The organism is Arthrobacter sp. Dra40 (assembly GCF_059091905.1).
Window position 1 is genome coordinate 143,812 of sequence record NZ_JBNHHB010000005.1, and the last position, 10,991, is coordinate 154,802.

Here is a 10,991-nt window from a genome sequence, read left to right on the forward strand (position 1 = left end):
GACGAAGCGGCCGCCGGACGCCGCGCTAGCCCAACTCGTCCCGGTGCGGCGGGTTCGCCCCGGCCCGTGAAACCGTGACGGCGGCAGACCGGGCGGCGTGGGCCATCAGGTCTTCCAGCGTGGAGGCCGTCATGTCCCGCAGTCTCTCCCGCCGCGCTGAACCGGAAAATCCCGCTGCCAGCAGGGAATCGAGCAGCCCGGACATATAGGCGTCACCGGCTCCCACGCTGTCCACCACGGACACCGCCGGGGCGGCTACCGTGACCGATCCGGCACGGACCACTCCCCAGCTGCCCTTGGCCCCGCGCGTGACCACCACCGCCGCCGGCCCTTGCTTCAGCCAGTCCCGTGCTGTTTCTTCGACGCTGCGGTCCGGGTACAGCCACTGCAGGTCTTCATCGGATGCCTTGACCACGTCGGCCAGCACCATGAACTTTTCGGCCTGCCGGCGGGCAAAGTCCCGGTCGGTGATCAGCGTGGGCCGGCAGTTGGGGTCGTAACTGACCAGTGCCCGGGGGTGCGCCCGCTGCACCGTCCTGAACACCGTGTGCGCGCCGGGCTCCAACATGGTGGCGATCGAGCCGGTGTGCAGCCAGACCGTCTCGTCGAGCAGGCGGGGCCGGACCTGGTCGAGCTCCGGCAGTTCCCAGAGGAGGTCAAACGAGTAGCGGGCGGCACCGGTGGGATCCAGGTTGGCGGTGGCAGTACTCGTGGGCGAAGCATCCGGGTCCAGCGGCACCAGCACGGAGTTGCGCCGCAGGTGGCTGTGGACCAAGTCCCCGTACTGGTCCTTGCCGTACCGGCCGACGAACTGGACGGAATGGCCCAGCCGCGCCAGCCCGACCGCCACATTCAAGGGACTTCCGCCGACATGCACTCGGGGCGGCCGGGTGTCGGACCGGACCACGTCCACCAGCGCCTCGCCTATGACCGTGAGCACTCTGCCAACGTAGCAGAGCGCCGCCGGTTGCGGCAGCGGTATCAGCCCAGCCGCACCAGCACCTGCCGGATCCGCGCAAACGCCTCGGAAGCGGGATTGATCAGGTCGAAGTGGTCCCCCGGAACCATGATCAGTTCGGCCTCGCCGCCGGCCGCTTGGGCGGCGGCAACATAACGCTCGGAGAGCTCCCGCGGCACGTCCGCATCCTGGTCCGCGTGGAAGGCGTAGACCGGCACCGGCAGCGGCAGGTTCCGCATCGGGTCCGCCAGCCGGTACGGATCGGATCCATCCGGACCAGTGCCCTCCGCCCCGGCGGCGCCCCCAGCCATCCCCTGTGACGAGGAGGCATCGCCCGCCCCGTCCCGGCGGCGGCCCAGCAGGTTCTCCACCGCCCCGCCGCTCAGGCCCAGCTCATGGGCACGCGCCAGGTCCAGCACGCCGGACTGGCTGAGCACGGCGCCGAACTCCACCCGGGGAGCCGCCCCGGGCACGCGCCGTCCCGGGGCCCCGGCCGGCAACCGGCCCCGCCCGGCGGCCCACACGGCCAGCTGCCCTCCCGCCGAATGGCCTAGCCCCACCACGTGGTCCGCAGTGAATCCCAGCCGTTGCGCAGTGATGGCGAGTTTGTCGATTCCGGAGGCAACGTCGTCGAACGTTTCCGGCCAGCCGCCGCCGTTGCCCGCCCGCCGATACTCGACGTTCCAACAGATCCAGCCGCGCCCCGCCAGATCCGCCGCCAGCGGCCGTGCTAGCTCGGCCCCGTAGGCTGCGCGCCAGTAACCGCCGTGGATGAGGACGACGACGGCCGCGTACCGGCGTCGGGCAGGCACGTATAGTTCGGCGTATTGACTGGGATCCGGGCCGTAGCTGTGCCGCGTGCAGTCCATCCCTGCACTCTAGTGCCGGCTCGGCTAGGGCACCCCGTCGGAAACGCTGTCGGCCGCCTCATCCGAGCCGTCCGCTGCAGCCTCGACCGGGGCACCGGCCACCGTGGTCCCTCGGTGGTGCAGCTTCCACGGTGCGGGCACCAAGCGTCCGTTGGTGGGGGTACGCCCCTCCAACCGGTCGATCAGCAGGTCCACCACGGTGCCCACCAGCGGATCCGGGCCTACCGAGCTCATCGGCGGGTCGGAGTGGTGGCCCAAATCCGAGGTCTCCACCCCGATGATTTCCAAATCCTCGGGGATCCGGAGTTCGGCCGCGGTGGCGGAACCGGAGACGCACAGTGCCTCCAGATCCGCGGTGGTAAAGAACGCAGTGGGTGGATCGGCCAGCTTCAGGAGCTCGCCTGTCACCTCGTACGACTCGCGCCAGGACCCGTGCGTTGCCCGGACCAGGTTCTCGTCCAGTTCGACCCCGAGGTCGGCCATGGCCTGCCGGAACAGCTCCAGCCGGGTACCCCGCGGACCCGGTGCAGGCCCGCCCCTGTGCAGCACCGCGATGCGGCTGTGCCGGGCGGCCAGGTATGCGGCCGCCTGCGCGATGCCCGCTTCGGCGTCAACGGAGACCACATCGAAGCCGTCCGGCTGCTGGAACTGTGACACCACTACTTGCGCCACGCCGCGGTCAGCGAGATCGCGCAGGGTGTGGTCTTCCTCCGGCGTCTCGGTGCTGAAGCCCAGGATGGCGCCGTCCGCGCCGCCGGAGAGCATGAAGTTCCGCCACGCCTCCTGGCCCAGCAGGACCACCACGCGGTAGCCGTGTTCCGGAAGCACTCGGTTGGCCACCTCTGCCAACTGCCGGTCCCAGGCCGAATCCAGGTTTTCCACCACGACGGCGACCGTGTCCGTCCGCCCGCGCCGCATCCCTCGTGCAGCATGGTTGGGCACGTAGCCCAGCGACTTGGCGGCCTCCACCACCCGGGCTTTGGTCGGCTCGCTGATCCGGGTTGACCCCCCATGCCGCCCGGACAAGACATAGGACACCGTTGCCAGCGAGACTCCGGCCCGCTCGGCAACGTCGCGAATAGTCGGCTTAAATGAACTCCCCATGAGGTTCTGCCTTCTTCCCCAAGAAACATCCCCCGGAAACTTCCCCCTGAAGTTCCTCTGGGTAAAGACTAACGATTCATCGGCAGAATGATAGGGGTTCGGTGCAAAAACTTTTAAGCTTCCGGGACCGTCCGGTCAGGGCTGGAACTGCGGAATTTCGACGACGACGTCCGACGGCTTCTTGTCCGGCCGGAAGCCCCGCCAGACCGGGTGCCGCAGCTTCCCGGCCTCGGTGCGTTCGCTGAACTGCACCTCGCCGACCAAGGCAGGCCGGACCCAGTGCGCATCCGAGGCATCCGCCGCCGTCACGCCGTCCAGCGGCGGGGTCTTGCGGGACATCTTCTTCAGCCGGGATCCGATCTCGGCCAGTTCCCGCTCGGTCAGGCCGGAACCGACCCGGCCCAGGTAGCTCAGTTCCACGCCGTCTGGCACGGCCACCAGCAACGAGCCGACTTTGCGCGCGCGGGAACCCTTACCCGGCCGCCAGCCCACAATGACCACTTCCTGGGTCAGCTGGTGCTTGATCTTGATCCAACTCCTTGTCCGTAGGCCCGGCGCGTAGCTGCTGTCCGTGCGCTTGGCAATAATCCCTTCCAGGCCAACTTCCCGGCTGGCGGCAACGGCTTCTGCCAAGGCGGCGTCCAGTTCCGGCGGAACCTGGATGTGTCCGTCCCGGGGCGTTTCCACCGCTTCCTTGAGGATTTCGCGCCGTTGGGAGTATTCCAGCCCAAGCGTTGCCGTTCCGTCCAATTCCAGCAAATCAAAGAGGAAATAGTCCACCGGATATTTCTTGGCCGCACGCTCAATATCGGCCGTCTTCACCAGGTTCATCCGGTTCTGGAGCCGGCCGAAGTCCGGCCGCCCCTTGGCGTCGAGCGCGACGATTTCGCCATCAAGCACCGCAGTTTGGGCCAGCACATGCTCCGGCAGGTCCGAGAGCTCCGGGTAGGTCTTGGTCATGTCTTGGCCGTTGCGGCTGATCAATCGCACTTCGCCCCCCGCCACGACGGCGACAGCGCGAATCCCGTCCCACTTCATCTCGTACGCCCAGCCATCGTCCTCGTCGATGGAGGCCTCCGTACCCTGGACCGCCAGCATGGGTTTGACCGGCTGCGGCGCCGCAACAGTCGCCGGCGCGGAGCCGGCGCTGACCGGCGTCGCCGGCTCGCTGGCGGCTCCCTTGTCCTGGTCCTTGTCCTGGTCCTTGTCCTGGTCCTTTGACGGTGCGCTCTGCGCCCTCGCGGCTTCTGGGCGCGGCTGCTCCTTCATCAGGTGCATCAACCAGTTGCTCTTGCCATCCTCGCCGCCGGTGTGGATCAAGGCGTACCGGCGCGCACCGGAGGGACCGCCGTCGTTAGCGAGCCCCCCGTCCGGGCGACCATGCAGCACCACGATGACTTCCTTGCCGTCCCGCCACTTCTCCACTTCATAACTGCCGCTGTCCCAGATGGTCATCACCCCGGCGCCGTATTCGCCCTTGGGGATGGTGCCCTCGAAGGTGGCGTATTCCATCGGGTGGTCCTCGGTCTGGACGGCCAAATGGTTCTTGCCCGCCGTCACCGGCGGCCCCTTGGGCACGGCCCAGGACGCCAGCACCCCCTCATGCTCCAGCCGAACGTCGTAATGCAGGCGGCGTGCGTGGTGTTCCTGGATCACGAAGACCGGTTGTTCCGCCTCCCGCGGGGCGATGGCTGCCGGCACCGGTTCGGGGGTCCGGTCTGGATCGCGCATGGAGCGGTAGACGCTGAGCCGGTCCGCCGCCGGCGCCGCGGCCAGCGACTCTTCGTCTGCACTGCCGCCGGCCATGCCCGCGAGCGGGTCCCCGATCTGCTTGACCCGCTCCAGCACCTGCCGGAAGTCCAGATGGGTGAGGTCCGGGTCCTGCAGTTCCTGCCAGGTCCTGGGCACCGCCACGGTGGGATGCGGCCGGCCCCGCAGCGAGTACGGGGCAATGGTGGTCTTGGCCCAGTTGTTCTGGCTCCAGTCCACCAGCACCTTGCCCTGGCGCAGCGACTTCTTCATGTCGCTGACCACCAGGCCAGGATGGTCGGCCTCCAGCAGGCGGGCCAATTCGTGGGCCACCTGGCTGACTTCGTCGGAGGTCTGCTTGCCGTCCAGACCGGCGTAGAGATGGATCCCCTTGGAACCGGACGTGACCGGCCTTGGGTCAAGACCCATCCCCTCCAGGATGTCCTTGATCAGGAACGCCACCTCAACGCACTCCGGCAGCCCGGCGCCCTCGCCCGGATCCAGGTCCAGCACCATCCGGTCCGGGTTGTTGATCTTGCCGCGCGGACCAAACTTCCATTGCGGAACGTGGATTTCCAAGGCGGCAATCTGGGCCAGCCAGGTCAGGGTCGCCCGGTCATTGGCCAAGGGATAGACGTTGGTGTTGCTCTTGTGTTCAATGGAGTGCCGCTTGACCCAGTCGGGTGCCGACTTGTCCAGGTTCTTTTGGAAAAACACCTGTCCCGGTTCGGCGGCGGTGCCCACGCCGTGCACCCACCGCTTACGGGTCACCGGCCGGTCGGCCGCATGCGGAATCAGGTACTCGGCGATCTCGGAGTAATAGGCAATGACCTCCGCCTTGGTGGTCCCGGTCTCCGGATACAGCACCTTGTCCAGGTTGGTGAGCCTGAGCCGGCGCCCGTCAACGGTGACGGTCTCCTGCTGGCTGGATTTCGGGGTGGCCATACCGCCAGTCTGTCCGCCGCCTGCCCGATTGGCTAGTGGCTTGCCTCTGGCTTTGTACTGCCTCCGGGTGTTGACTAGTGCCATGAGAGCCATCTGGAAGGGAGCCGTGGCCTTTGGGCTGGTCAACGTGCCGGTCAAGCTCTACAGCGCCACCGAAGACCACGATGTGAGCCTGCACCAGGTGCATGACAAGGACGGCGGCCGCATCCGGTACCAGCGCCGCTGCGAGGTCTGCGGCAAGACGGTCGACTACCAGAACATCGACAAGGCGTACGACGACGGCGAGCACACGGTGGTGATTACCGACGAGGATTTCAAGTCGCTGCCGGTGGAAAAGAGCCGCGAAATCGAAGTGGTCGAGTTCGTGCCGAGCGACCAGATCGATCCGATCATGTTCGACCGCAGCTACTACCTGGAGCCGGATTCGAAGTCCTCCAAGGCCTACGTGCTACTGCGCAAGACGCTGGAGGAGACGGACCGCACGGCCATCGTGCAGTTCGCGCTGCGGCAAAAGACCCGGCTGGCGGCGCTGCGCGTCCGCGGCAAGGTCCTCATGCTCCAGACCCTGCTCTGGGAGGACGAAGTGCGGGAGGCCAGTTTCCCGTCCTTGGAAGAGACAGTACGAATCTCTGCCAAGGAGAAGGAGATGTCGGCGGCTCTGGTGGATTCGTTTTCCTCGGACTTCACGCCCGCCGACTACACCGACGAGTACCAGGAACAACTCCGCACCCTGATCGAGGCGAAGCTGGAGCAGGGCGAAGCGCTGGACACGGAGAAGACCTTCGGCGCGGAAGAAGAGGAAGAAGGCGGCAAGGTCCTGGACCTGATGGAGGCCCTGCGCCGCAGCGTGGAGAAGAACCGCGAGGCCAAGTCCTCCTCCGGCTCCGCCGCCAAGAAGAAGTCCGGGTCCAAGTCCTCCAAGGCGTCAAAGGGCGCCTAAATTCCGCCCCGAGAGTACGACGGCGAGGCGCAGCACCGGGCGCTGCAACTCGCCTTTCGCGTGCCTACCCAGGGCGGTGAGGTGCTCCGGCCTCTAGACCGGGGTGGATGTCATTGCCGGTAGTGCTCCACTTCGTCCACCGGTCGGGTCTCCGCTTCGCCGGGATCCTCGCCGGCCTTGCGCTTGGCCCGGCGTTGGCGCAGCAGGTCCCAGCACTGGTCCAGTTGCTCCTCTAGACGGCGGAGTTCGGCGGCACGGGCCGAGGCCTTGTCCGAATCGTCCGGCATGGAGTCCCGCAGTTGCTGTTCCTTCTCGACCAACGCGTTGATGTACTTGTGGATGTCCTGGTCCATCGCACGTCCCTCCTTGCGGTAGTCACCTCAGGCTACGTCGCACGCTGTCCGCGGGCTAGGGTCCTCATCGATGGACTGAATGCGAGGCCTCGGCTGCCATCCGGCATCCTGCCCGGCGCCGCATCTTATGCTTGGGGGATGGAGAACACCCAGCCCGGGGCCGTGCGGGGCCACGCCGTGGACCACCGCCAGCTTGCCGTGGCATTGATCGACATTTCGTCCGATGTGCGCCGAAAATCGCATGAGAATGCCGGCATTCCGCTGCTGCCGAACGGCATGGTGGACATCATGCGCGTCATCGAATCCCAGCCTGGTATCACCGTCGCAGAAGTCGCCGCCCGCTTGGACCGCCAATTCAGCAACGTCAGTACACAGCTCCGCGAACTGGTTGCCCGCGGCCTGGTGACCCGCATCCGCGACGCGGCAGACAAGCGCTACGTCACGCTGCACCCCACCCAGGAATCGCAGCGCATCCGAACGCTCTTGGAGACAGCGTGGGCCGAGGCGCTCGGCGCTGCGGCCGCAAAGCTCCGCCCGGAGGAGCAGGAGCAGCTTGCGGGCAGCCTTCCGGCCCTCCAGCGCTTGGCCGTCCTGATCGGGGAACCCAGCTGAGGGCTTCCCGAGCTCCCGGATCTCAGTTTTGTATTATGCTTATACTTTTGTAAGTATTACATTGCCCAGCGTGCCACCCCCAAACAACCAGAAAAGGTGTCCATGAAAGACGTCCTAGAGGAGAAAATTCCGCCCGGAGAGGTGGAGGCGGCAAAGGCCGTAGAGCCTGAGAGGATCTCGCCCAAGCGCGTCGCCGCCGTGATCACTGCGCTGGTGTTGTCAGCGCTGATCATGATCCTCAATGAGACTGTGCTGACCGTCGCCCTGCGCAATCTGATGGCGGATCTGAGCATCCGTGCCACCACCGCGCAGTGGTTGACCACTGGCTTCATGCTCACCATGGCCGTCGTCATTCCGACCACCGGCTTCATGCTCCAGCGTTTCACCACCAAGAGCCTCTTCGTCGCGGCGATGCTGCTGTTTATCGTCGGCACGGCGCTGGCCACCGTTGCGCCGACCTTCGCGATCCTGCTGATCGCCCGCATCGTCCAGGCCGGCGGCACTGCAATCATCCTGCCGCTGCTGATGGCCACCACGCTGACCTCCGTCCCGGTCAAGCACCGCGGCACGGTGATGGGCCTGAACTCCGTGGTGATTTCCGTGGCTCCGGCCATCGGCCCCACCCTTTCCGGCGCCATCATCGACTCCTTGAACTGGCGCTGGGTGTTCGGCCTGATGATTCCGGTTGCCGTCATCGTGTTCCTCTTCGGCGTCTTCGCGATCAAGACCGGCAAGGAAACCCGCAAGGCCCCGCTGGATGTCCTCTCGGTCATCCTGTCCGCCTTCGCCTTCGGCGGCATCGTTTACGCACTCTCCTCCATTGCCGACCTGATGGAAGGGGCCTGGGCGCCGATCGTCGCCCTCGTTGTCGGCGTTATCGCGCTGGTGCTGTTCATCAACCGCCAGCGTGCCCTGCGCAAGACCGAGTCGGACCTGTTGGATCTGCGTCCGTTCAAGGTGCACAACTTCCGCATCTCCGTGGTCATCGTCATGATCGCCATGGCGACCATGCTGGGCACCGTCATGGTCATGCCGATCTTCATGCAAAACGGGATGGGCCTGGGCACTCTGACTATCGGACTGGCCCTGCTCCCGGGCGGGTTGATCCAGGGCATCGTTTCCCCGATTGTCGGCCGCATTTACGACAAGGTCGGACCCCGTCCCATCGTCATTCCGGGCGCCGTGCTGCTGGCCGGCGGACAGTGGCTGCTGGGCAGTGTCCACATAGACACCCCGATCGCCATGATCGTCGTCTTCCACACGGTGTTCTGCGTCGGCATGGCCATGCTGATGACCCCGCTGATGACCGTTGCCCTAGGAGCGCTGCCGCGAGAGCAGTACGGCCACGGCAGCGCCATCATGAACACGCTGCAGCAGCTGGCCGGCGCCGCCGGCACCGCCGTGCTGATCGCGGCCATGACCATCGGCACCACCATGGCCGCTTCGAGCGGCATCGCGGACAACGTCACCCTGGTCGACGGCGTTCGCGTCGCCTTTACGGTGGGCGGCATCCTGGGCCTCGTTGCCGTCGTGTGCGCCCCGTTCGTGCGCCGCCTGCAGCCGGAGGCAGACCACTAAGCGTCTGCGGATCCTCTCCACGCGATACGAGGAAGCCGGTCATCCCGCTGGGAAATGACCGGCTTCCTTATTACTGCGGCACAGGGCGAGGAGGGACTAGGCCGCGTCTTCCACTGTTGCTGCCTCCTGATCGGTCTCGCGGACACCGTGCAGCCCGAAGAAGCTGAGCAAGGCCGCAGCCAGGGCTGCGATGGCAACCACCAGGAAGGCCTGGGTGAACCCGCTGCCCAAGGCCTCGAGTGCAAACTGGCTGGCGCCCGAACCGGGAACACCCTCAGGGATGCTGTTGAGCGCGATGGGGCCGCCGGCTTCGGCGATGCCCATCGCAGGGCCCAGCTGGTCCGGTGCCAGACCGGAGGTCTGCAGCGATCCCATCAATTGGCCGCCCGCGGCGGACAGTGCGATGGCCCCCACCAGCACGGGGCCCAGGGCGAATCCGAGGTCGCGCAGCAGGTTAGTGGTGGCGCTGGCCATGCCGGTCAGTTCCCGCGGCACCGAGTTCACGGCAACGGCAGTCATCGGGCTCAGCGTGAAGGCAAAGCCCAGGCCTACCAGCAGGGACGGCAGGATGAAGGTGGTCACGTCGCGGTTGGTCACGTCTGCGTTGGAGTTGATGAAGGCGCCAACGCTCATGGCCAGGAATCCGAAGGAGTCTCAATGATGTTGTCAACCGCTCCAAACGCATCGTGGCTGTCCGGCCGGCACCAGCCGGGCAGCCACTGCTGGGGTTGGTTAGCGTGTCCAGCCGGGGTAGGGTTTCCGGTCGGCAGCGGGAAGTTCGGTGGCCGTGGTGGGCAGGTTGGCCGGGCCGTCGGACTGGCCCATCTGCCAGTGGAAGAACACTTCGGCCGTGATGGCTTCAAAGCACGCGGTCTGGGAGCGGAACCAGGAGGCGGCAGTGTCGCCTTCGACGTAGGTTCCGTAGCCGAACAGTTCACCGGTTTCGTCCCGGGTGCGGGCCACGGTCAGGATGATCAGCGGCCATGCTCCGGCGTCCCAGCCCTCGGATCCCCAGTTCGGCAGTGCGGTCCAGCCGGCGCCGTCGAGGGTTTCCATCCAGTCGTATCCGTCCCCGGTCCTGTCATAGACAGGAAGGTCCGGGACGGTGATGGTCTCGCCGGTGTCCGTGGTGTTAGTGCGGCTCAGCGTTGCAGTTTTCATGGTTTGCTCCTTTGGTTCACAGGTGCGGGAATCCTTCGGTGACCAGCAGATCCGGTTCCCTCTCCCCCGACGTTTTTTGCCTGCTGGCGGAGCTTGCGGAGCTGTGGTCGACGGAGGCGGGGCCAACCCGTTAGGGCAAGCGGTCAGGAGAGTTCGGTGAGGAAATAAGCGACGCAGGAGCGCCGAGCCGAACCCCTGACCGTGCGGCCGGCCGCAGGCCGGTTGAGCCGCCGGAGCGGGCACGTATGATCCACAGGACAGCAGCAAAAGACAGAAATTGCTTTCCACAGTCCGAGAGGCAGCGAGGCCCGCCTTGATGCACGCGCGGCGTGCTGTGCGTGATCGGCCCTTCTCCAACCTTGTAGATGGATTCATCCGGCTGAGGGTGGGCGTTCAGCGGTGACATCGGACCTGCCATGCCCGCGTGGCATCGGTGGCCTTGGCCTGGCGTTGAGGTGCGACGATGAGCAGATGCAGAAGAGGACTGATTTGCTCCTTGAGGGACCTCGAGGGCGTCGGCTATGTCTGGAACTCGCGATGGCTTTGAGTCCGGAGATCCGTACAGCCGCGATATTGCTGGGGTATGAGCTGGACCCCGGGAAGGGAACATCGCTTGTCAGGCTATGCGTCGCTAACGACGGCCGGGATGAGGCTGCCGCTGCTGCCCCCGTGTCCCCGGAACTGTTGGCCGCGGCACTTGCTTCCCTTGATCCCACCGACGT

10 protein-coding genes and 1 pseudogene are annotated in these 10,991 nt (G+C 66.1%); 4 read left to right on the plus strand and 7 right to left on the minus strand.

The genetic code is table 11. The features are described 5' to 3' along the window. Positions 1–25: 25 nt before the first annotated feature. From AC5RWT_RS04580 to AC5RWT_RS04595, 4 genes are all read right to left on the minus strand, one after another. Complete coding sequence (locus AC5RWT_RS04580) at positions 26–940, minus strand: carbohydrate kinase family protein (protein WP_494079318.1); 915 nt, start codon at positions 938–940, stop codon at positions 26–28. Positions 941–981: 41 nt separating this feature from the next. Further along, a complete protein-coding gene (locus tag AC5RWT_RS04585) occupies positions 982–1,827 on the minus strand; it encodes an alpha/beta hydrolase (RefSeq protein ID WP_494079319.1) in 846 nt (281 codons plus the stop codon). Between the two features lie 24 nt (positions 1,828–1,851). Next, positions 1,852–2,931 carry a LacI family DNA-binding transcriptional regulator gene (locus AC5RWT_RS04590; RefSeq protein WP_494079320.1) on the minus strand — a complete coding sequence of 360 codons (1,080 nt, stop codon included), beginning with the start codon at positions 2,929–2,931 and terminating at the stop codon, positions 1,852–1,854. 135 nt (positions 2,932–3,066) lie between these two features. Beyond that, positions 3,067–5,625: an ATP-dependent DNA ligase gene (locus tag AC5RWT_RS04595; RefSeq protein WP_494079321.1), complete on the minus strand. Its 2,559-nt coding sequence runs from the start codon at positions 5,623–5,625 to the stop codon at positions 3,067–3,069. Positions 5,626–5,707: 82 nt separating this feature from the next. Between AC5RWT_RS04595 and ku the strand changes: the two genes are divergently transcribed. Next, positions 5,708–6,565 (plus strand): non-homologous end joining protein Ku, encoded by an 858-nt coding sequence (gene ku / locus AC5RWT_RS04600; RefSeq protein ID WP_494079322.1) that lies wholly within the window; start codon positions 5,708–5,710, stop codon positions 6,563–6,565. A gap of 110 nt (positions 6,566–6,675) precedes the next feature. Here the strand turns inward: ku and AC5RWT_RS04605 are convergent, their stop codons facing one another. After that, positions 6,676–6,918 carry a DUF2630 family protein gene (locus AC5RWT_RS04605; protein ID WP_494079323.1) on the minus strand — a complete coding sequence of 81 codons (243 nt, stop codon included), beginning with the start codon at positions 6,916–6,918 and terminating at the stop codon, positions 6,676–6,678. A gap of 138 nt (positions 6,919–7,056) precedes the next feature. Between AC5RWT_RS04605 and AC5RWT_RS04610 the strand changes: the two genes are divergently transcribed. Together AC5RWT_RS04610 and AC5RWT_RS04615 are read left to right on the plus strand one after the other, a co-directional pair. Continuing rightward, positions 7,057–7,530 carry a MarR family winged helix-turn-helix transcriptional regulator gene (locus tag AC5RWT_RS04610; RefSeq protein WP_494079324.1) on the plus strand — a complete coding sequence of 158 codons (474 nt, stop codon included), beginning with the start codon at positions 7,057–7,059 and terminating at the stop codon, positions 7,528–7,530. 102 nt (positions 7,531–7,632) lie between these two features. Next, on the plus strand, positions 7,633–9,108 hold the full coding sequence (locus AC5RWT_RS04615; protein ID WP_494079325.1) for an MDR family MFS transporter: 1,476 nt from the start codon (positions 7,633–7,635) through the stop codon (positions 9,106–9,108). Positions 9,109–9,204: 96 nt separating this feature from the next. On the opposite strand, the gene AC5RWT_RS04620 is transcribed toward AC5RWT_RS04615, so the two are convergent. Both AC5RWT_RS04620 and AC5RWT_RS04625 read right to left on the minus strand, forming a co-directional pair. Then, positions 9,205–9,741: a hypothetical protein gene (locus AC5RWT_RS04620; protein ID WP_494079326.1), complete on the minus strand. Its 537-nt coding sequence runs from the start codon at positions 9,739–9,741 to the stop codon at positions 9,205–9,207. A 99-nt stretch (positions 9,742–9,840) separates the two neighbouring features. After that, positions 9,841–10,269: a hypothetical protein gene (locus tag AC5RWT_RS04625; protein WP_494079327.1), complete on the minus strand. Its 429-nt coding sequence runs from the start codon at positions 10,267–10,269 to the stop codon at positions 9,841–9,843. A 537-nt stretch (positions 10,270–10,806) separates the two neighbouring features. On the opposite strand from AC5RWT_RS04625, the pseudogene AC5RWT_RS04630 reads away from it, so the two are divergent. Beyond that, a pseudogene (locus tag AC5RWT_RS04630) lies at positions 10,807–10,991 on the plus strand (hypothetical protein); the annotation flags it as partial.

Coding starts and splice junctions, on each gene's coding strand:
- AC5RWT_RS04585 (WP_494079319.1), bottom strand. CDS start 1,827: ATGGACTGCACGCGGCACAGCTACGGCCCGGATCCCAGTCAATACGCC.
- AC5RWT_RS04590 (WP_494079320.1), bottom strand. CDS start 2,931: ATGGGGAGTTCATTTAAGCCGACTATTCGCGACGTTGCCGAGCGGGCC.
- AC5RWT_RS04595 (WP_494079321.1), bottom strand. CDS start 5,625: ATGGCCACCCCGAAATCCAGCCAGCAGGAGACCGTCACCGTTGACGGG.
- ku (WP_494079322.1), top strand. CDS start 5,708: ATGAGAGCCATCTGGAAGGGAGCCGTGGCCTTTGGGCTGGTCAACGTG.
- AC5RWT_RS04605 (WP_494079323.1), bottom strand. CDS start 6,918: ATGGACCAGGACATCCACAAGTACATCAACGCGTTGGTCGAGAAGGAA.
- AC5RWT_RS04610 (WP_494079324.1), top strand. CDS start 7,057: ATGGAGAACACCCAGCCCGGGGCCGTGCGGGGCCACGCCGTGGACCAC.
- AC5RWT_RS04615 (WP_494079325.1), top strand. CDS start 7,633: ATGAAAGACGTCCTAGAGGAGAAAATTCCGCCCGGAGAGGTGGAGGCG.
- AC5RWT_RS04620 (WP_494079326.1), bottom strand. CDS start 9,741: ATGAGCGTTGGCGCCTTCATCAACTCCAACGCAGACGTGACCAACCGC.
- AC5RWT_RS04625 (WP_494079327.1), bottom strand. CDS start 10,269: ATGAAAACTGCAACGCTGAGCCGCACTAACACCACGGACACCGGCGAG.